The sequence below is a fragment of the Mesorhizobium sp. P160927 genome, assembly GCF_057766385.1.
Genome location: NZ_JBYMDW010000001.1, coordinates 1,856,283 through 1,876,170 on the forward strand (window position 1 = coordinate 1,856,283; position 19,888 = coordinate 1,876,170).

The 19,888-nt window shown below is 56.5% G+C and carries 13 protein-coding genes and 1 pseudogene; 8 read left to right on the plus strand and 6 right to left on the minus strand.

Annotated elements, in window-relative coordinates; genetic code table 11:
- Positions 1 to 4: 4 nt before the first annotated feature.
- Entirely contained in the window at positions 5 to 664 is a 660-nt protein-coding gene (gene nodB / locus AC3CB8_RS08955) for a chitooligosaccharide deacetylase NodB (RefSeq protein ID WP_352678184.1), read from the minus strand.
- Entirely contained in the window at positions 661 to 1,254 is a 594-nt protein-coding gene (locus tag AC3CB8_RS08960) for a NodA family N-acyltransferase (protein WP_023694280.1), read from the minus strand. The genes nodB and AC3CB8_RS08960 overlap by 4 nt, the downstream gene beginning before the upstream one ends.
- A gap of 237 nt (positions 1,255 to 1,491) precedes the next feature.
- On the opposite strand from AC3CB8_RS08960, the gene AC3CB8_RS08965 reads away from it, so the two are divergent.
- On the plus strand, positions 1,492 to 2,517 hold the full coding sequence (locus AC3CB8_RS08965) for a LysR family transcriptional regulator (protein ID WP_352550138.1): 1,026 nt from the start codon (positions 1,492 to 1,494) through the stop codon (positions 2,515 to 2,517).
- Positions 2,518 to 2,597: 80 nt separating this feature from the next.
- On the opposite strand, the pseudogene AC3CB8_RS08970 reads toward AC3CB8_RS08965, so the two are convergent.
- The 3 genes and pseudogenes from AC3CB8_RS08970 to AC3CB8_RS08980 form a co-directional block, all read right to left on the minus strand.
- Positions 2,598 to 2,826, minus strand: a pseudogene (locus AC3CB8_RS08970) (IS1634 family transposase); the annotation flags it as partial.
- Between the two features lie 430 nt (positions 2,827 to 3,256).
- The gene (locus AC3CB8_RS08975) at positions 3,257 to 4,288 is read right to left on the minus strand and encodes a LacI family DNA-binding transcriptional regulator (RefSeq protein WP_023672231.1); all 1,032 of its coding nucleotides are present in this window, start codon (positions 4,286 to 4,288) and stop codon (positions 3,257 to 3,259) included.
- Positions 4,289 to 4,592: 304 nt separating this feature from the next.
- Positions 4,593 to 5,921: a dicarboxylate/amino acid:cation symporter gene (locus tag AC3CB8_RS08980; RefSeq protein WP_352726916.1), complete on the minus strand. Its 1,329-nt coding sequence runs from the start codon at positions 5,919 to 5,921 to the stop codon at positions 4,593 to 4,595.
- A 1,154-nt stretch (positions 5,922 to 7,075) separates the two neighbouring features.
- Between AC3CB8_RS08980 and nifA the strand changes: the two genes are divergently transcribed.
- The 7 genes from nifA to AC3CB8_RS09015 all read left to right on the plus strand — a co-directional run bounded on the left by nifA (position 7,076) and on the right by AC3CB8_RS09015 (position 17,383).
- Positions 7,076 to 8,842, plus strand: coding sequence for a nif-specific transcriptional activator NifA (gene nifA / locus AC3CB8_RS08985; RefSeq protein ID WP_352550136.1), 1,767 nt, complete (start codon positions 7,076 to 7,078; stop codon positions 8,840 to 8,842).
- A 167-nt stretch (positions 8,843 to 9,009) separates the two neighbouring features.
- Complete coding sequence (gene uidA, locus AC3CB8_RS08990) at positions 9,010 to 10,821, plus strand: beta-glucuronidase (RefSeq protein WP_257825605.1); 1,812 nt, start codon at positions 9,010 to 9,012, stop codon at positions 10,819 to 10,821.
- A gap of 19 nt (positions 10,822 to 10,840) precedes the next feature.
- On the plus strand, positions 10,841 to 12,262 hold the full coding sequence (gene sacB, locus AC3CB8_RS08995; protein WP_001022105.1) for a levansucrase: 1,422 nt from the start codon (positions 10,841 to 10,843) through the stop codon (positions 12,260 to 12,262).
- 178 nt (positions 12,263 to 12,440) lie between these two features.
- Positions 12,441 to 13,235 (plus strand): aminoglycoside O-phosphotransferase APH(3')-IIa, encoded by a 795-nt coding sequence (locus AC3CB8_RS09000; protein WP_000572405.1) that lies wholly within the window; start codon positions 12,441 to 12,443, stop codon positions 13,233 to 13,235.
- Between the two features lie 1,418 nt (positions 13,236 to 14,653).
- Entirely contained in the window at positions 14,654 to 14,878 is a 225-nt protein-coding gene (locus AC3CB8_RS09005) for a helix-turn-helix domain-containing protein (RefSeq protein ID WP_488376919.1), read from the plus strand.
- Positions 14,879 to 15,113: 235 nt separating this feature from the next.
- Positions 15,114 to 16,253, plus strand: a complete 1,140-nt coding sequence (gene hisC, locus AC3CB8_RS09010; RefSeq protein WP_352726914.1) for a histidinol-phosphate transaminase — start codon at positions 15,114 to 15,116, stop codon at positions 16,251 to 16,253.
- A gap of 89 nt (positions 16,254 to 16,342) precedes the next feature.
- Complete coding sequence (locus AC3CB8_RS09015) at positions 16,343 to 17,383, plus strand: LLM class flavin-dependent oxidoreductase (protein WP_352726912.1); 1,041 nt, start codon at positions 16,343 to 16,345, stop codon at positions 17,381 to 17,383.
- 601 nt (positions 17,384 to 17,984) lie between these two features.
- On the opposite strand, the gene AC3CB8_RS09020 is transcribed toward AC3CB8_RS09015, so the two are convergent.
- Positions 17,985 to 19,877 carry an ABC transporter ATP-binding protein gene (locus AC3CB8_RS09020; RefSeq protein ID WP_352726910.1) on the minus strand — a complete coding sequence of 631 codons (1,893 nt, stop codon included), beginning with the start codon at positions 19,875 to 19,877 and terminating at the stop codon, positions 17,985 to 17,987.
- Between the last annotated feature and the right edge of the window lie 11 nt (positions 19,878 to 19,888).

Here is a 19,888-nt window from a genome sequence, read left to right on the forward strand (position 1 = left end):
TTGTTCAGTGATGTTGAGGAAGTGAGCGGATTACAAATCCGCGCTCACGCAATGCTGGAATCAGCCGGGACAGCGCCGTGACCGTCTGGTCGCGCAGACCGGCGTGAGCGCCCCGGCCCAACTCGCCGGGAGGGCATCCGTCGTGCAAGAGTACGATTGCGCCCGGCCGGACAGAGGCGAGCACTTTATCGATAATCGCGTCGACCCCAGGTCGAGACCAATCTCGAGGGTCGACGGACCAATGGAGGGCCGCCAGCCCCGCAATCTGTGACGCTGTGAAGACTTCTTCGCTCCAGGCGCCGTAGGGCGCGCGAACATAGCGCACCGAGGCCTGCGGGCACGCTCTCATGATGGCTTCGTTCGCTTCAAAGACCTCACGTTGCACTTCGCCGAAACCGCATTGGTACAGATCCGGATGAGACATCGTGTGGTTGCCTACCTCGTGCCCTTCTGCGATCATCCGTTGGATTAGATCTGGGTGCTCTAAGGCGTAGGCGCCGATGACGAAGAAAGTCGCCGGCACCCGCTGCTCTGCCAGCACATCGAGAATCTCCGGTGTGAAAAGTGGATTGGGACCGTCGTCAAACGTTAGATAAACGCTTCGACGGCCGGTGCCGTCAGAGCACTCACGGCGCACTTCGTACAAACAATCGGACCGGCTCATAGCTCTGGTCCGTTCCGATCTATCATCGTGCCCGTGGGCCATTCGCTGATCGGCCGTCCAACTGGCAGAACAATGGTGAGTGCGTCATCGATGCGTGTGGGCGGCAGGTCGAGGCGGGCCTCTGGTCGGGTGGAGCGCACGCGAATTCCCGACAAAACGGCCATAGGGCTGTATCGCCGTCCGAATCTCTCAACATGATTCCGCAGCGCGTCCCTGACCGTTCCGAAAGCGAATGGGACGCCAAGCTCCTGCAGTATTGGAAGCATGACATGGATTGAATGGGCGATTCCCAGACCCTCAAGGTCCGGACGTACCCCGTACAGGCCCAGCTCAGCCACCAACAGGTCGACCGCGTCAACCTTGATGAAACGGCGCAGTATGCCCATGTGAGCCGCTACACCGCTTGAATCATAGGCGATCACGCGGAGTTCAGGCCTGGCTCCGGCCCAGCTTCGACTACCTTCGAACGGTTCTGCGTTGGACGCCCCAGTCGGCCCGTACGTATCACGAAAGAACTCGGCGAGCTTAACGTGATCGGAGAGCTGCAACTCGTTTTCCCAGCACAACTTCCACTGCACCTGATGGCGCATTCAGGACCTCTCTTCATATTGGTTTTTGCGGCCGCATTACCCGACCAAAGCGGCGTTGTTGGCTGCACTCAGCCGTTGTCGTTGGCGAAGGTGAGCCAGACGCTCTCTCGAGTTCCGGCCCGTGTCGTCGATTTGAGCTTGACGTCGCTCATTTTCCGTTCCTCTAATGCATGGCTCGTAAATTCGTAAAATTGATTGTTTGAATGATACGCATCCACACGTTGGATAGAACATGACATGCGTTTCAAGGGACTCGATCTAAATCTCCTCGTTGTGCTGGACGCTCTGATGAGGGAGCGTAAAGTCACTGCCGCGGCTCGCAGTATCAACCTGAGCCAGCCGGCCATGAGCGCCGCCGTTGCTCGGCTACGCGCCTATTTCAACGATGAGCTATTTACGATGAACGGCCGCGAGCTCATTTTGACGCCGCGCGCCGACGGGCTCGCCCCAGCAGTCCGGGACGCATTGCTGCACATCCAGCTATCGATTATTTCCCCCGACGCCTTCAACCCGGCCCAATCGGATCGTCTCTTCCGAATCATGCTTTCCGATTACATCACGCTCGTATTTTTTTGGAAGATAGTAGAGCGCGCTGCGCGGGAAGCTCCCGCCGTTCGCTTTGAATGTCTGCCTATTTGCGACGACCCCGAGGAGCTTCTCCGGCGCGGCGACGTTGATTTTCTGATCATGCCGGAAGTGTTCATGTCGAAACATCCTCGCGCAGCCCTGTTCGAAGATAAGCTCGTAGGCGTAGGCTGCGGCACGAACAAGCAGCTGTCGGAGCCACTTACATTCGAGCGATACTTGTGCATGGGACATGTTGTGCTCAAATTCAGGCACACCCGGCAGCCCACCATGGAGGAATGGTATTTGCTCGAGCACGGTTTCGAGAGACGTATCGAAGTTGTCGTACAGGGCTTTAGCCTGATCCCGCCCGTCCTGTCAGGCACCAACCGCATCGGGACCATGCCCTTACGGCTGGCGCAGCATTTCGCAAAAACAACACCCCTGCGGATTGTCCAACTTCCGCCGCCACTTCCTCCTCCTGCATTCACGGAAGCCGTCCAATGGCCTGAGCTTCACAATAGTGATCCGGCAAGCATGTGGATGCGGGAAATGATGTTGCAGGAGGCATCTCGCCTGGCGCCTTTGCCTGAAATTATTGAGCGTCTCGGGCACGCCGATCCGACCTTTCGGTTGTTGGTACCGACTGCCACCTCGATTTCGCGTGCGAAGTCCCGGAAGATGTTGAGCCCCACCTAATCGCCGCCTGTAAGACAGGCTGATCAGCATGTTCGACAAGCGCCGGCGCGGCGCGTGTTACCTACGTTCTGGGGCTGATCTCAGGCGAGTTGCTCGTCGAGGATGTGTGGCACAGTGAGGCCAGCTGCCTTGATTGCCGCTTTTGCCGTAGGTGGTGGTGACGACGCGAGCATTCTTTTCGATGGCGGCTTCTGGAGGCGGACGCGATCGCGTAGGAGCGGTTGCCCTTCGGGCGTCGGGCCTTTGGCCCGGCAGAGCGGCGCAGTTCCTTGCTAAGTGCGAGGGCCGGAACGAGCAGAACACACGCCCCGGCTGCTACTGAATTGACTGGCGCCTCGATTTGCGTGCGAAGTCCCAGAAGATGGTTAGCCCCGGCTAAATTCCTACCTTGCCGGCTGTGCCGCGGCTTTTCACGTGCAGCCAGGCGAGGAGATGGCGGTCGACGAGGTCGATCCCAAATGGACTGTGCTGGCCTCGCTCTGCTATTGCTGTGCGAGATCATTGACCACACCCCCTGCACGAGAACGTCGGGCATGTTGGCAAGTGAAGCCGGTGGAGGTTGACGCTGCGGATCCAGGCAATCTACCTCGCGCTTCCGCCCTAAGGCGCGGCCGTACCCAATTTGGCTCTTCGTCCTGGGCCGCGGCTAAAGCCCGTGGGTGCGCCCACCCGTGTGGAGGGACCATCATTCAACTTTCTCTCGTTATGAAAGGAAACTCCCCGCTTAGGACAGAGTCCTTCATATATTTTCCGGCAGATGGATGTCGAACGGCAGAAATGTCTGTCCGGGTGTTTCAGCGGTGCCGGTCTCGATAGCCCGAGTCATCAGCGTTATCAGCTCCTGGCAAAGCCGGCGCATTGGCGTGGCGACCGCCATCGTGACGATGTTATCTGCGAGCGCTGCCCGAGACTCAGGTGTGATTTCATTCACGATCGCGACGAGATCCCGACTTTTGCCCTCTTCTCGGAGCGCGGAGATGGCGCCCTCCATGCCGCCGCCGGCGACATAGAAGCCGACGAGCTCGGGCTCCCGCTGCATGAGATCAAGCGTTGCCTCGTAGGTGATCTGCCGTTTCTCGAGGTTCATGACCGGATCCAGCACCTCGAACGTGGGCGCGTTCTCACGGCAATAGGAGCGAAAGCCGACGTCACGGAGCTCGTGACCCTGGAAACGATGGCTGCCGACAAACACCGCCACTTTGCCGGGCCGTTTTGCGACCTTGGACACCATCCAAGCGGCCGTGCGCCCCACCTTGCGGTTGTTGAGGCCGATATACCCCTGTCGCACGCCGGCGGCGAAGTCGGAAAGCAGCGAGAAAACCGGAATGCCCTTGGCCTTGAGGTCCTCAACCGCTGCTGTGATTTTCGGGTGGTCCGGTGCCACCATCGCGATTGCATGGCAGCGTGCGCCCAACTCCTTGAGCGGCGCGATCAGGTCGCTCGGCATATGTGACGGGGCGAATTCGACGAGCGGAATGCCGTGGAAGGACTGGGCCAAATTGACCGATGCTTCGACCTCGCGCGCAAAATCTTGGTAGAAATGCTGGGCCGGTTTTCTCAAGATGAAGCCCAGACGGTAGTGCGGTAGATCTCGCCGCAACCGCTGCTTGATTAGCCCGGCAGCATGATAGCCGATCGCCTGGGCGGCGTCGTGGACCCGCCGCGCGGTCTCCTCGCGCACCGGATGGCGGGCGTTCAGAACCCGATCGATCGTTGCTACGCTGACTCGGGCTTCGCGGGCGAGATCGGCAATTGTGGGGCGCTTGGTCATAGGTCCTATTCTGATTGGTTTTTGACGCGGGCCGGCTCTCTGTCCGCCTAACGCGTTTCGGTTTCGGGTGGCAAAGTGAAGACGTCCCCATAGGAATGGGCACAGCGTGTTGGACGAACATCATTGCAGACGTAAACCGGCCGGGTATACTGAAAGGCTCATTCGCTTAAAGGGCGGTGACGGTTTGCACTCACACATTTAGCGCTTCTGATACATGGTCCGTGAGGAGCCGTTTAGAGGCTGCGGGTCGGTCGTTCAGTTATGTGACCTGCTAAGCGACTTGACAGGTCGTGGGCCGCCCACCTTACTTGCAGGAGGGTAGCCGGTTTGATGCCTCGGTAAGCTGATGACCGCTGAAGGCAGCTTTCATCTGTGCTCGGTCCAACTCTCCTTCCCAGCGTGCGACGACGAGGGATGCCACTGCGTTGCCGACGCAATTCGTCAGCGCCCGGCATTCGGACATGAATCGGTCGATGCCGAGTATCAGTGCCATCCCAGCAACGGGAACACTCGGAACTACCGCGAGCGTAGCCGCCAGGGTGATGAAGCCCGCACCTGTCACACCTGCAGCGCCCTTGGAGGAAAGCATTGCTACGAGCAGCAGCAGCACCTGATCGCCGATGGACAGATCCGTGTTCGTCGCCTGTGCGATGAAGAGAGCCGCTAGCGTCATGTAGATATTCGTGCCGTCCAGATTGAACGAATATCCGGCCGGGATGACGAGACCCACAACCGAACGCCTGGCGCCCGCCTTCTCCATTTTCTCCATCAGCGACGGGAGCGCCGCCTCCGAGGAGGACGTTGCGAGGACAAGCAGCAGCTCTTCCTTGATGTAACGAATGAGAGAACAAATCGAAAAGCCGTTGTAGCGGCAGACTGCGCCGAGAACCCCGAACACGAAGAGGAAGGCGGTGAAATAGAACGTCGCGACCAGCATCGCGAGGTTGACTACCGAACCGATGCCATATCTGCCGATGGTGAAGGCCATGGCGCCAAAAGCGCCGATCGGCGCGGCCTTCATCAGAATTCCGACGAGCTTGAAGACAGGCACAATGAGCGCCTGGAGGAAGCAAACGACAGGCTTGCCCGGCTCTCCGGCCATCGCAAGCGCCATGCCGAACAGAACCGAGAAGAACAGCACCTGCAGGATGTCGCCTTCCGCGAAGGCACCGACGATCGTTGGCGGGATGATGTTCATCAGGAAGCCGGTGACCGACTGCTCGCTGGCTTTTGCGGCATAGGTATTCACGGCCTGGACATCGAGCGAGGCCGGATCGATGTTGAGGCCGGCGCCAGGCTGGACGACATTGGCGACGATGAGGCCGACGATCAGCGCGAGCGTCGAGAAGGTGAGGAAATAGACCATTGCTTTACCGGCGACCCGGCCGACCTTATGAAGATCGTTCATGCCGGCGATGCCGGTGGCAATTGTCAGGAAGATGACAGGCGCGATGATCATCTTGACCAGCTTGATGAAGGCATCACCCAGCGGCTTCAGGCTCTCGCCGGTCTCCGGATAAAAATAGCCAATTGCGACGCCGAGCGCGATGGCGGCAAGCACCTGGGCGTAGAGCTTGGTGTAGAAGGGTTTGCGGGGCGCGGGGTTCGCGCCGCGGACTTGTGCAGCTGACACTGTTTCTCTCTCCCTGACCGGATCGAGGTGGCGTGACTTCTCCCGGGCTTCTCCCTATCGCGGCGCTCCGGTCGAACGCTGCACCAACGCCGCCGCAATACCCATGCCAGATGAATCCGCATGACCTGAACTGACGTGGGCTCGCCAATAATGGAGGAATGCGGTGTCAGACCAGCGGGATAGGCCGCGGTCCGGCACGCCCTTGATGGTCTCTGGCAGAGTGCTGCCGGTCGGTCCCTCTGGCTTGCGGTTTTGTTGCACAGAGCGTGGTGGGTTCCTCGTTAGCCGGCTTTGGACCAGGCCCTATCGTTGGCGCCAGCGCGTACCACTAGGTCGCCTGTTCAAGGCCGTCCAGATGACAGGCTAACTTACCCCTGTTCGGAAGCGCTCGTTTCTAGACAGCGACCATGCAGCCACTGCAATGCACAGAATAAATTCAGACGGCCCTTTGGACGACCCATTTTGCAAATCAACGCCCGCAGCAGGGGCAGCCGTTTCCAAGCGGTCGCATCGTAATCTGTTCAGACTTTTCGATACGCTCATTGAGTGTGCCGATTTCGGCCCCAGGCTGGTGATGGTGCTGACCACGACGATGCGATTCAGAAGTTGCGAGCACCGCCTACGAAGTCGTACTCGACGCCAGCTTCGCGCCTTCACACGCGACATCGCCGCCGCCTGATCAACTCGAGAAAGATGGCGGTTACTGCAACCGACCAGTGCCGTTGGCGGTTATTATCGCTCCCGCCCCTCCTTCGCGGGCGCTGGTGAATGGCACGGCCCCGCATTTACACTCCGCGCGGTCAGCCGCTCGGGCAACGCATGGCCGGCCCAGGTATTTCTGCTTCAACGCAAAGATAGAACTGATGAATCCTATCATAGGCCGCGAGGTTTCCTTTCACAGATGAAAGAAAGCTCGATTGACTATGCCGCCTCGCTCCAGTCTTTTGAAAACAACGTGTGTTTGCCCGGGGCAAGCCAATAACATGGCCAAGCTTCGTAGAGGGAGTAGCCAAGCGATGCGTCAGGGCTAGACCCGCTTTGCACTCGACCACACGGCGGCACGAGTTCACGTCGGAGCATTTTCGCGCGTGCCCGCGACGTCGCGGCCGCACATGCCGCCAGCCTAGATTTGATGGCGCGAGATCGAGGATCACATGCACCACAACATTAGCAAGTCAGAACAGAATGCCCGCGACTGCGGCATATCGCTGCCGAATGCGATAAAGGGTTGTCCAAAGTCCGACACGAATCCTGCGAATGTGGCATTGCACGAGCGCGCGCTAACCGGCATCTTCGAAATATCGAAAGTACTCGCCGATGCCGCCCGGCTCGAACTCAAGTTGGCCAAGGTAGTCGATCTCCTGCACTCGTTTGTGCAGATGCGGCACGGCATCATCGCTCTCTGCGATGCCGAGGGCGGACTGGACATCACAGTGGCCAGCGGCTGCGGCACGAACGGCAATGAGCCCTCCCGGTCGCGCCTGCCGCGCAACGCCATCGATCAGATTGTGACGACCGACACGCCGCTCGTCGCTGAGGACATAGCGATGCATCCGACCTTCACTGCCGCTGATATCGAGGTGCTTGGGGCCTCCGACACCGTGTCGTTCATCGGCGTTCCCATTCGTGTTGATGGGAACGCCATAGGCGCGCTGACTTTGGACCGGGTTTTGGAAAGCAGGTCAAGCTATCGGCTCGACGATGATGTCCGGCTGCTTACCATGATTGCCAACATGGTGGGACAGACAGTCAAGTTGCATCGCTTCTCCGCGGCCGACCGCGAGCGAACGCCGGAGCTGGAACATCGGCTGCAACCGAAATTTTCTGATGTTAAGCACCCTGCACCCCGGCGCAAAAAGGTTCACGTCGAGGGGATGATTGGTGACAGTCCGGCGATAAGCGCCCTGCTGGACAAGATCGCGGTCGTAGCCAAGGCAAAAACCACCGTTCTGCTGCGAGGTGAGTCCGGTACCGGGAAGGAGCTGGCTGCCAAGGCAATTCACGAGTTGTCGCCGCGCGCCAAGCGGCCCTTCGTTAAACTCAATTGTGCAGCGCTCCCAGAGACAGTCCTGGAATCCGAATTGTTCGGTCATGAGAAGGGTGCCTTCACAAGCGCATTCAATTCCCGCAAGGGGCGCTTTGAGCTCGCTGACAAGGGGACGTTGTTTCTGGATGAGATTGGCGAGATCTCGGCCTCGTTCCAGGCAAAGCTACTGCGCGTGCTGCAGGAGCAGGAGTTTGAGCGTGTCGGCAGCAATCAGACCATCAAGGTCGATGTTCGCGTGATTGCCGCCACGAACAGGAACCTGGAAGAGGCGGTTGCAAGGAATGAGTTCCGCGCCGACCTATACTACCGCATCAACGTGGTTCCCTTGCTGGTACCAGCATTGCGCCAAAGGCGCAGCGATATTCCGCTCCTCGCAGCTGAGTTTCTCAAGAAGTTCAACGACGAGAACGGCTGTACGCTCACCTTCGATCCGCGTGCGATTGAAGTGCTGATGAAATGTGAGTTTCCCGGCAACATTCGCGAGCTTGAAAATTGCGTGCACCGGACAGCGATCCTGGCCGAGGGACTGTCAATCGGGAGAAACGACTTTGCCTGCTCCCAAGGCCAATGCTTTGCCGAGGCGCTGTGGAAGTGCAGATCGGGCAAGGCCGCGCTGCAACTACCGCCGATCCTGCCGGAGTCAGCGAATTTGGCCACGCCCCCGGACGAGGCCGCCAGTTCGGCCGCGACTACAGTCCCGCTTGCCGGCGCAACCCACCCAATTGGCGCGAGGGCGCCCGATATAGAGCGCGTCATTGCTGCCATGGAAAGATGTGGCTGGGTGCAGGCAAAGGCAGCGCGCTTGCTTGGGCTGACCCCGCGCCAGATTGGCTACGTGCTGAGGAAATACGGCGTCGAGATCAAGCGTCTTTGAAAGCATGACCCTGGGCATGAGCTGAGCCGCTTAGCGCCTTGGCGCCGCGCAGCGATGCAGATCCGCGTGCGCGTCAACTCGATTCGACCGAGGACAGCGTCGACTTACTTGACTTGTGAGCGGATAACTTCTATATGATGTGGACACTTTAAGAAGGAGGTATAACCATGGTCCGTCCTGTAGAAACCCCAACCCGTGAAATCAAAAAACTCGACGGCCTGTGGGCATTCAGTCTGGATCGCGAAAACTGTGGAATTGATCAGCGTTGGTGGGAAAGCGCGTTACAAGAAAGCCGGGCAATTGCTGTGCCAGGCAGTTTTAACGATCAGTTCGCCGATGCAGATATTCGTAATTATGCGGGCAACGTCTGGTATCAGCGCGAAGTCTTTATACCGAAAGGTTGGGCAGGCCAGCGTATCGTGCTGCGTTTCGATGCGGTCACTCATTACGGCAAAGTGTGGGTCAATAATCAGGAAGTGATGGAGCATCAGGGCGGCTATACGCCATTTGAAGCCGATGTCACGCCGTATGTTATTGCCGGGAAAAGTGTACGTATCACCGTTTGTGTGAACAACGAACTGAACTGGCAGACTATCCCGCCGGGAATGGTGATTACCGACGAAAACGGCAAGAAAAAGCAGTCTTACTTCCATGATTTCTTTAACTATGCCGGAATCCATCGCAGCGTAATGCTCTACACCACGCCGAACACCTGGGTGGACGATATCACCGTGGTGACGCATGTCGCGCAAGACTGTAACCACGCGTCTGTTGACTGGCAGGTGGTGGCCAATGGTGATGTCAGCGTTGAACTGCGTGATGCGGATCAACAGGTGGTTGCAACTGGACAAGGCACTAGCGGGACTTTGCAAGTGGTGAATCCGCACCTCTGGCAACCGGGTGAAGGTTATCTCTATGAACTGTGCGTCACAGCCAAAAGCCAGACAGAGTGTGATATCTACCCGCTTCGCGTCGGCATCCGGTCAGTGGCAGTGAAGGGCGAACAGTTCCTGATTAACCACAAACCGTTCTACTTTACTGGCTTTGGTCGTCATGAAGATGCGGACTTGCGTGGCAAAGGATTCGATAACGTGCTGATGGTGCACGACCACGCATTAATGGACTGGATTGGGGCCAACTCCTACCGTACCTCGCATTACCCTTACGCTGAAGAGATGCTCGACTGGGCAGATGAACATGGCATCGTGGTGATTGATGAAACTGCTGCTGTCGGCTTTAACCTCTCTTTAGGCATTGGTTTCGAAGCGGGCAACAAGCCGAAAGAACTGTACAGCGAAGAGGCAGTCAACGGGGAAACTCAGCAAGCGCACTTACAGGCGATTAAAGAGCTGATAGCGCGTGACAAAAACCACCCAAGCGTGGTGATGTGGAGTATTGCCAACGAACCGGATACCCGTCCGCAAGGTGCACGGGAATATTTCGCGCCACTGGCGGAAGCAACGCGTAAACTCGACCCGACGCGTCCGATCACCTGCGTCAATGTAATGTTCTGCGACGCTCACACCGATACCATCAGCGATCTCTTTGATGTGCTGTGCCTGAACCGTTATTACGGATGGTATGTCCAAAGCGGCGATTTGGAAACGGCAGAGAAGGTACTGGAAAAAGAACTTCTGGCCTGGCAGGAGAAACTGCATCAGCCGATTATCATCACCGAATACGGCGTGGATACGTTAGCCGGGCTGCACTCAATGTACACCGACATGTGGAGTGAAGAGTATCAGTGTGCATGGCTGGATATGTATCACCGCGTCTTTGATCGCGTCAGCGCCGTCGTCGGTGAACAGGTATGGAATTTCGCCGATTTTGCGACCTCGCAAGGCATATTGCGCGTTGGCGGTAACAAGAAAGGGATCTTCACTCGCGACCGCAAACCGAAGTCGGCGGCTTTTCTGCTGCAAAAACGCTGGACTGGCATGAACTTCGGTGAAAAACCGCAGCAGGGAGGCAAACAATGAGCTCAAGGAGACATGAACGATGAACATCAAAAAGTTTGCAAAACAAGCAACAGTATTAACCTTTACTACCGCACTGCTGGCAGGAGGCGCAACTCAAGCGTTTGCGAAAGAAACGAACCAAAAGCCATATAAGGAAACATACGGCATTTCCCATATTACACGCCATGATATGCTGCAAATCCCTGAACAGCAAAAAAATGAAAAATATCAAGTTCCTGAATTCGATTCGTCCACAATTAAAAATATCTCTTCTGCAAAAGGCCTGGACGTTTGGGACAGCTGGCCATTACAAAACGCTGACGGCACTGTCGCAAACTATCACGGCTACCACATCGTCTTTGCATTAGCCGGAGATCCTAAAAATGCGGATGACACATCGATTTACATGTTCTATCAAAAAGTCGGCGAAACTTCTATTGACAGCTGGAAAAACGCTGGCCGCGTCTTTAAAGACAGCGACAAATTCGATGCAAATGATTCTATCCTAAAAGACCAAACACAAGAATGGTCAGGTTCAGCCACATTTACATCTGACGGAAAAATCCGTTTATTCTACACTGATTTCTCCGGTAAACATTACGGCAAACAAACACTGACAACTGCACAAGTTAACGTATCAGCATCAGACAGCTCTTTGAACATCAACGGTGTAGAGGATTATAAATCAATCTTTGACGGTGACGGAAAAACGTATCAAAATGTACAGCAGTTCATCGATGAAGGCAACTACAGCTCAGGCGACAACCATACGCTGAGAGATCCTCACTACGTAGAAGATAAAGGCCACAAATACTTAGTATTTGAAGCAAACACTGGAACTGAAGATGGCTACCAAGGCGAAGAATCTTTATTTAACAAAGCATACTATGGCAAAAGCACATCATTCTTCCGTCAAGAAAGTCAAAAACTTCTGCAAAGCGATAAAAAACGCACGGCTGAGTTAGCAAACGGCGCTCTCGGTATGATTGAGCTAAACGATGATTACACACTGAAAAAAGTGATGAAACCGCTGATTGCATCTAACACAGTAACAGATGAAATTGAACGCGCGAACGTCTTTAAAATGAACGGCAAATGGTACCTGTTCACTGACTCCCGCGGATCAAAAATGACGATTGACGGCATTACGTCTAACGATATTTACATGCTTGGTTATGTTTCTAATTCTTTAACTGGCCCATACAAGCCGCTGAACAAAACTGGCCTTGTGTTAAAAATGGATCTTGATCCTAACGATGTAACCTTTACTTACTCACACTTCGCTGTACCTCAAGCGAAAGGAAACAATGTCGTGATTACAAGCTATATGACAAACAGAGGATTCTACGCAGACAAACAATCAACGTTTGCGCCAAGCTTCCTGCTGAACATCAAAGGCAAGAAAACATCTGTTGTCAAAGACAGCATCCTTGAACAAGGACAATTAACAGTTAACAAATAAAAACGCAAAAGAAAATGCCGATGGATCCACAGCAAGCGAACCGGAATTGCCAGCTGGGGCGCCCTCTGGTAAGGTTGGGAAGCCCTGCAAAGTAAACTGGATGGCTTTCTTGCCGCCAAGGATCTGATGGCGCAGGGGATCAAGATCTGATCAAGAGACAGGATGAGGATCGTTTCGCATGATTGAACAAGATGGATTGCACGCAGGTTCTCCGGCCGCTTGGGTGGAGAGGCTATTCGGCTATGACTGGGCACAACAGACAATCGGCTGCTCTGATGCCGCCGTGTTCCGGCTGTCAGCGCAGGGGCGCCCGGTTCTTTTTGTCAAGACCGACCTGTCCGGTGCCCTGAATGAACTGCAGGACGAGGCAGCGCGGCTATCGTGGCTGGCCACGACGGGCGTTCCTTGCGCAGCTGTGCTCGACGTTGTCACTGAAGCGGGAAGGGACTGGCTGCTATTGGGCGAAGTGCCGGGGCAGGATCTCCTGTCATCTCACCTTGCTCCTGCCGAGAAAGTATCCATCATGGCTGATGCAATGCGGCGGCTGCATACGCTTGATCCGGCTACCTGCCCATTCGACCACCAAGCGAAACATCGCATCGAGCGAGCACGTACTCGGATGGAAGCCGGTCTTGTCGATCAGGATGATCTGGACGAAGAGCATCAGGGGCTCGCGCCAGCCGAACTGTTCGCCAGGCTCAAGGCGCGCATGCCCGACGGCGAGGATCTCGTCGTGACCCATGGCGATGCCTGCTTGCCGAATATCATGGTGGAAAATGGCCGCTTTTCTGGATTCATCGACTGTGGCCGGCTGGGTGTGGCGGACCGCTATCAGGACATAGCGTTGGCTACCCGTGATATTGCTGAAGAGCTTGGCGGCGAATGGGCTGACCGCTTCCTCGTGCTTTACGGTATCGCCGCTCCCGATTCGCAGCGCATCGCCTTCTATCGCCTTCTTGACGAGTTCTTCTGACCCGGTACCTCAGCGCTAGCGGAGTGTATACTGGCTTACTATGTTGGCACTGATGAGGGTGTCAGTGAAGTGCTTCATGTGGCAGGAGAAAAAAGGCTGCACCGGTGCGTCAGCAGAATATGTGATACAGGATATATTCCGCTTCCTCGCTCACTGACTCGCTACGCTCGGTCGTTCGACTGCGGCGAGCGGAAATGGCTTACGAACGGGGCGGAGATTTCCTGGAAGATGCCAGGAAGATACTTAACAGGGAAGTGAGAGGGCCGCGGCAAAGCCGTTTTTCCATAGGCTCCGCCCCCCTGACAAGCATCACGAAATCTGACGCTCAAATCAGTGGTGGCGAAACCCGACAGGACTATAAAGATACCAGGCGTTTCCCCCTGGCGGCTCCCTCGTGCGCTCTCCTGTTCCTGCCTTTCGGTTTACCGGTGTCATTCCGCTGTTATGGCCGCGTTTGTCTCATTCCACGCCTGACACTCAGTTCCGGGTAGGCAGTTCGCTCCAAGCTGGACTGTATGCACGAACCCCCCGTTCAGTCCGACCGCTGCGCCTTATCCGGTAACTATCGTCTTGAGTCCAACCCGGAAAGACATGCAAAAGCACCACTGGCAGCAGCCACTGGTAATTGATTTAGAGGAGTTAGTCTTGAAGTCATGCGCCGGTTAAGGCTAAACTGAAAGGACAAGTTTTGGTGACTGCGCTCCTCCAAGCCAGTTACCTCGGTTCAAAGAGTTGGTAGCTCAGAGAACCTTCGAAAAACCGCCCTGCAAGGCGGTTTTTTCGTTTTCAGAGCAAGAGATTACGCGCAGACCAAAACGATCTCAAGAAGATCATCTTATTAAGGGGTCTGACGCTCAGTGGAACGAAAACTCACGTTAAGGGATTTTGGTCATGAGATTATCAAAAAGGATCTTCACCTAGATCCTTTTAAATTAAAAATGAAGTTTTAAATCAATCTAAAGTATATATGAGTAAACTTGGTCTGACAGTTACCAATGCTTAATCAGACTAGAGCTTCCATCCGCTTGCCCTCATCTGTTACGCCGGCGGTAGCCGGCCAGCCTCGCAGAGCAGGATTCCCGTTGAGCACCGCCAGGTGCGAATAAGGGACAGTGAAGAAGGAACACCCGCTCGCGGGTGGGCCTACTTCACCTATCCTGCCCGGCTGACGCCGTTGGATACACCAAGGAAAGTCTACACGAACCCTTTGGCAAAATCCTGTATATCGTGCGAATTGTCTAGACATTCGCGAGCTTGAAAATTGCGTGCACCGGACAGCGATCCTGGCCGAGGGACTGTCAATCGGGAGAAACGACTTTGCCTGCTCCCAAGGCCAATGCTTTGCCGAGGCGCTGTGGAAGTGCAGATCGGGCAAGGCCGCGCTGCAACCACCGCCGATCCTGCCGGAGTCAGCGAATTTGGCCACGCCCCCGGACGAGGCCGCCAGTTCGGCCGCGACTACAGGCCCGCTTGCCGGCGCAACCCACCCAATTGGCGCGAGGACGCCCGATATAGAGCGCGTCATTGCTGCCATGGAAAGATGTGGCTGGGTGCAGGCAAAGGCAGCGCGCTTGCTTGGGCTGACCCCGCGCCAGATTGGCTACGTGCTGAGGAAATACGGCGTCGAGATCAAGCGTCTTTGAAAGCATGACCCTGGGCATGAGCTGAGCCGCTTAGCGCCTTGGCGCCGCGCAGCGATGCAGATCCGCGTCCGCGTCAACTCGATTCGACCGAGGACAGCCTGGCTGAATTCCCATGTCAGCCGGCGCTGCGACCATTGTGTGAAAGGCAACCCTGCCATCGTCAATCCCGTCCGCCATGTTGCTCTCGTTGCGAGCTCATACGGATGCCCCCTGTGTAACTGAAACGGAGTTAAATATGTCCGATGCAAAACTGCAAACTGTGCTTTCGGCTCTTTCGCAAGTGACACGCCAGTTGGATGCTCTGCCGTCCAACGGACCAGCGCCGGACGCACATTTTATCAAGTTGAATACGAATGAGAACCCGTTTCCGCTGCCGCCAATCATAATGCAAAGTGCAGTGGCGGCCCTCAAGCGCCAGTATCTATATCCGGATGACGATAACTTCAGATTGAGGGAAGCAGCGTCCAGCACCTATGGCGTTTCCAGGGATCAGGTCATCGCTGGCAACGGGTCGTCTGAACTGCTCGGGCTGATCTACAGAGCTTTCCTCGCACCCGGCGACAAGGTTGCGATGATGTCGCCAGGGTTTTCGTTCAACCGCAAACTTGCCATGCTTCAGGGCGCTGAGTTCCTCGAAATCGGATGTCAAGCTCATTCCCTGCCAATGGAGCAATTGCTTTCCGGTCCGGCAAAAGACGCCAAGTTTATTATGTTGGCCAATCCAAACAATCCGACCGGAACATTCCTCCCGATAAGCGATATCGAACGCCTCGTAGCACAATCGGACCGCTTGATTGTGCTTGATGAGGCCTACGTCGACTTTGCACCCGATCACGGACTGCGCCTCATCAACCGGTATTCGAACCTTCTGATCTTGAGGTCATTCTCGAAAAGCTATGCCGCCGCCGGCATTCGCGTCGGTTTCGGTTTCGGTCACCCTGAAATTATTGGAAGGCTGCGAAACATCCAGAACGTCTTCAACATGAACGTGGTCGGGCATGCCGTTGGTATCAGCGTGCTTGCGCATCGCGGCGCCTACGCAGACAACCACAAGCACATCAAGGATGAACGAGAGCGAGTGACACTTGCACTATCGCAACTCGGATTTTCCGTAACACCCTCCCGCGCAAATTTCTTGCTGGCCCGTGTGCCCGCGGGACAGGACGGCTCATGGTGGCAAGCCGCATTGGAGAGGCAAAAGATACTTGTCGCGTTTTTTCCGGACAAAGGCTTGGAACACTGCATCCGCGTCAGCATCGGCACAAAAGAGCAGATGGATGCATTTCTTGCTGCCGCTGGCGACATTGCTGGAAGCTTAACGGTGCCAAGCTCCAAGGGCAGGGAAGCGTCAGGCTCTGCTTCTTCGTTACGCTGACGCTAATCGGCGATCACACACATCTCTTCCGACTTGCTTGGTCATCCCAGCAAGAGAACAGCCAGCTTTTAAAATCGGGGACTTCTCGAGTGACAAACGTCTTTCCTTCAAACCTAGCGTTCGGCATCTTCGATCATCTGGACGAGGATGGCCGCGACATCGGTCGGCAATACGAAGATCGCCTGATGTTAGCAGAGGCGTGCGATCAGCTAGGGTTCTATGCCTATCATCTCGCAGAACACCACTGTACTCCCCATGGGAGAGGTCCATCGCCGAATCTGTTCTTATCGAGCGTCGCCCAGCGCACCCGGCGCTTGCGTCTCGGACCCTTGGTGATGCTGCTTGCGCTTTATCATCCGCTGCGTGCGTTCGAAGAGATCTGTATGCTGGACCAGTTGAGCGGTGGCAGGCTCGAACTGGGCATAGGGCGCGGTGCTCTCCCGATCGAATTGGGCTACTTCGGGATCGGTGCGGACGCGGTGCCGGGCCGTTATGCCGAAGCCAGCGAAATCCTCATGGAAATACTTGTTAATCCGATGAAGGTCGGCACGCTGTGCTATCAAGGCCGCCATTTTGATCTCAATGACGTTCCTTTGACGCTAAGACCTCATCAGCGTCCACATCCGCCCACATGGGTCGCTGCCAATCGACCCCAGTCCGCAGCTTGGGCCGCTGCGAATGGAACAAATATCGCGTGTGTAGGACCTTCCTCTTCTGTTCGCAAAACTACTGATGCGTTCCGCGCCTATCGAGAGGACAACGCAGGCGGGGGGGATCAAGGGAGATTTGTCGGATTGCTCCGCATGGTCGTGATTGGGCGTTGTGACACACATGCCTATTCGCTCGCGGCACCTGCTTACGCACGCTGGCTCAAGAGCTTCCAATTCCTTTACGAGCTTAACGCTATCCCCACTCCACCAAACTTGCCGCTGACCTTCGATGCGGCAGTCGAGAGTGAATTGTGCGTGGTAGGATCAGCAGAGTCTGTGCGAAAAGCTCTGTTAGGTCAGTTGGAAGTGGCAGGTGCCAACTACCTGCTTTGTCAACTGGCATTTGGAAATCTGCCGCTAGATGCTTCCCTGTACACCGCGACGACCATTAAATCCGAAATCATGGCTCGATTTGGCTGACCATGAAATTCGCAGTTTGAGGTTGAATCGTTGTACAGCGCTCCCTCACATCCACGTGCTCTAGCGTGCACGTGGTGGGGCGGGCAATCGGGAGGAGGCCAAACTGACGACGAGCAGGCGGCACAGAATACCAGCTTTGTGCGTTGGCTGGCGTCTGGACCATCGTGTGAACATGCACGATCCTAAGGAGAGGGTAGCCGAGCGCGTCACGATGCCGGCACGCGTCTGCTCGTCGCGCTGGCGCTAGTCGTTGCCCATAGCCAGCCGCAGGAGGTTCTTCTCGCCCGGGGCGGCGTCGGTGCGGCGCCCATTAATCCAGCTTCATCAGCGGCCCGGCGGTAGCAAAGCCGCCACTCGCTACGGCGCTGTTGAGGGCGCGCTCGCGAGCGGCTTTGCTGCGCCCAGCCACCAACGGAAGCGAGCTCGCCCGATGATGGGGGTGCACCGCGGTCGGGATACGATGCTGGAGGAAATCGTTCGCAGCCGGTCTTCACGAACTGCGAGGAGTGCTTGTCCTTGCTGCCCGCTGGCCGTCTGCGGTGGCCTGAGTGGTCCGCCGACACGCCCGAGTCAACGCCACTACCACAAGGCCGCCAAAACGTCAGGTCTCGGAGCCTGCTTGGACGGTGGTCTCGTGTTCGGGAATGTCGTCGAAGGAGGCGTAGTTGAGATAGTAGAGTTTGGAATACAGGCCGCCCATGGCTATAAGCTCATCGTGGTTGCCAGTCGCAACAACTTGGCCATTCTGAAGCACGATGATGCGGTCGGCCCCCCGGATCGTGGCGAGACGGTGGGCGATGACGAGGCCAGTCCGCCCTTCAAGCAGCTTGATCAGAGCCTTCTGAATCTGCAATTCCGTGTAGCTGTCGATGTTGGCGGTAGCTTCGTCGAGCACGAGGATCTTGGCGTCAGCGACGAGGGCGCGGGCGAAACTGATAAGCTGGCGCTGGCCGAGAGATAAGTTGTCGCCGCGTTCGCCAAGTTGGGTCTCATACCCGTCGGCGAGGCTCATGACGAAGTCATGCGCGCCGACCGCCATCGCCGCCTCGATCACCTTGTCGCGCGTGGCTTCCGTCTTCTGGTATCGAATGTTCTCGAAGACGGTCCCGGTGAACAGGAATGGCTCCTGCAGCACCATGGCGACCTGGCGGCCGAGCGATTCCTGGGTGAGGTCGCGGACATCATGCCCGCCGACCAGCACCTGACCCTGCTGAACATCATAGAAGCGGTGGACCAGGGCCATCGCACTCGATTTGCCAGAACCGCTCGGTCCGACCAGTGCGACCGTCTCGCCGGGGTTGACCCTGAAGGAGACATTTTTCAGAACCGAACGGTTCGGATCGTAGCCGAAGGTGACGTGCCTGAACTCGACCGAGCCGTCCATTTCGGGCGAAAGCACCTCGGCATTGGGTTTGTCCTGAACATCGATCTTGACGTCGAGCACATCGGTCAGGCGCTTGCCTGAGGCCATGGCGCGCTGCATGACCGAATATTGCAGGGTGAGTGAGCGGATCGGGTCAAAGAAGCGCTGGATGTAAAACAGGTAGGCTACCAACACGCCCATATCTATACGGCTATTCACGACCATCGAGCCGCCGACCACAATAACGGCTGCCAAGGCGAGGCCGGTGAGGCCATCGACGATAGGCACCATGACCAGTGCATATCTGGCAGCGATCAGTTGGGTCCTGAGGTTGGCATGGGCCCGGTCGTCAAAAAGAATGAAATTCACCTGCTGGCGATCCATCGACTGTATGGTCCGCACGCCGTGAATGGCTTCGGCCAGCGCGCCATTGACGACGGAATTGGTTTCGTGTGCAGCCATGAAGGCGTCGCGGGCGCGCGGCAACCAGACAATGCGGACGATCACCAGGATCGGCAGAACCGACAGCGTCAGGAGGCCGAGGCGAAAGTCGAGCCACAGCATTACGAATACGATGCCGAAGAGAAGTGCAACATCGCCTAGGGAATATACCGAGGTTTCCAGGAACTCCTGTATGGAGTTAACGTCGCCTTGCAGGCGCGACATCAGGCGTCCGACCTCAGTCTTGTCCATGAAAGAGAGCGAAACCTTTTGCAGATGGCCAAACATGGCGCGGCGGATGTCGAACAGGACAGTTTCGGCAATTTTCCCATCCAAGGTTTCCTGCATGTAACCGGCGGCGAAATTGACCAAAATCGCCGAAAGGAACGCGCCGACGGCCGCAAGCTGGGCTGAGCGATCGCTCCCTGCCGGGTTCATGCCGTTGTCGATCGCGTAGCGTATGATCAAGGGGATGAGAAGCTGCGTCCCGGTGAAGATCAGCATCGCGACAATCGTGGCAACTACCTTTGCCCGATAGGGATGGACGAAGCCCCAGATCCGGCGGAGGATGCTCTTGTCGAAAGCCCGGCCGAACATCTCCTCCTCGATCCGGTGCGAGCCGACGACCGCGCGCGGAGGGCGTCTGCCGCCGTCACGTTCGGCTTCGAGTTCGCCGGGGCCTTGGTCCATCAGCGGGCGCC

Excerpts from the sequence above, each read along its gene's own strand:
- nodB (WP_352678184.1), bottom strand. The coding sequence starts at position 664 with ATGAGCCGGTCCGATTGTTTGTACGAAGTGCGCCGTGAGTGCTCTGAC.
- AC3CB8_RS08960 (WP_023694280.1), bottom strand. The coding sequence starts at position 1,254 with ATGCGCCATCAGGTGCAGTGGAAGTTGTGCTGGGAAAACGAGTTGCAG.
- AC3CB8_RS08965 (WP_352550138.1), top strand. The coding sequence starts at position 1,492 with ATGCGTTTCAAGGGACTCGATCTAAATCTCCTCGTTGTGCTGGACGCT.
- AC3CB8_RS08975 (WP_023672231.1), bottom strand. The coding sequence starts at position 4,288 with ATGACCAAGCGCCCCACAATTGCCGATCTCGCCCGCGAAGCCCGAGTC.
- nifA (WP_352550136.1), top strand. The coding sequence starts at position 7,076 with ATGCACCACAACATTAGCAAGTCAGAACAGAATGCCCGCGACTGCGGC.
- uidA (WP_257825605.1), top strand. The coding sequence starts at position 9,010 with ATGGTCCGTCCTGTAGAAACCCCAACCCGTGAAATCAAAAAACTCGAC.
- sacB (WP_001022105.1), top strand. The coding sequence starts at position 10,841 with ATGAACATCAAAAAGTTTGCAAAACAAGCAACAGTATTAACCTTTACT.
- AC3CB8_RS09000 (WP_000572405.1), top strand. The coding sequence starts at position 12,441 with ATGATTGAACAAGATGGATTGCACGCAGGTTCTCCGGCCGCTTGGGTG.
- hisC (WP_352726914.1), top strand. The coding sequence starts at position 15,114 with ATGTCCGATGCAAAACTGCAAACTGTGCTTTCGGCTCTTTCGCAAGTG.
- AC3CB8_RS09020 (WP_352726910.1), bottom strand. The coding sequence starts at position 19,877 with ATGGACCAAGGCCCCGGCGAACTCGAAGCCGAACGTGACGGCGGCAGA.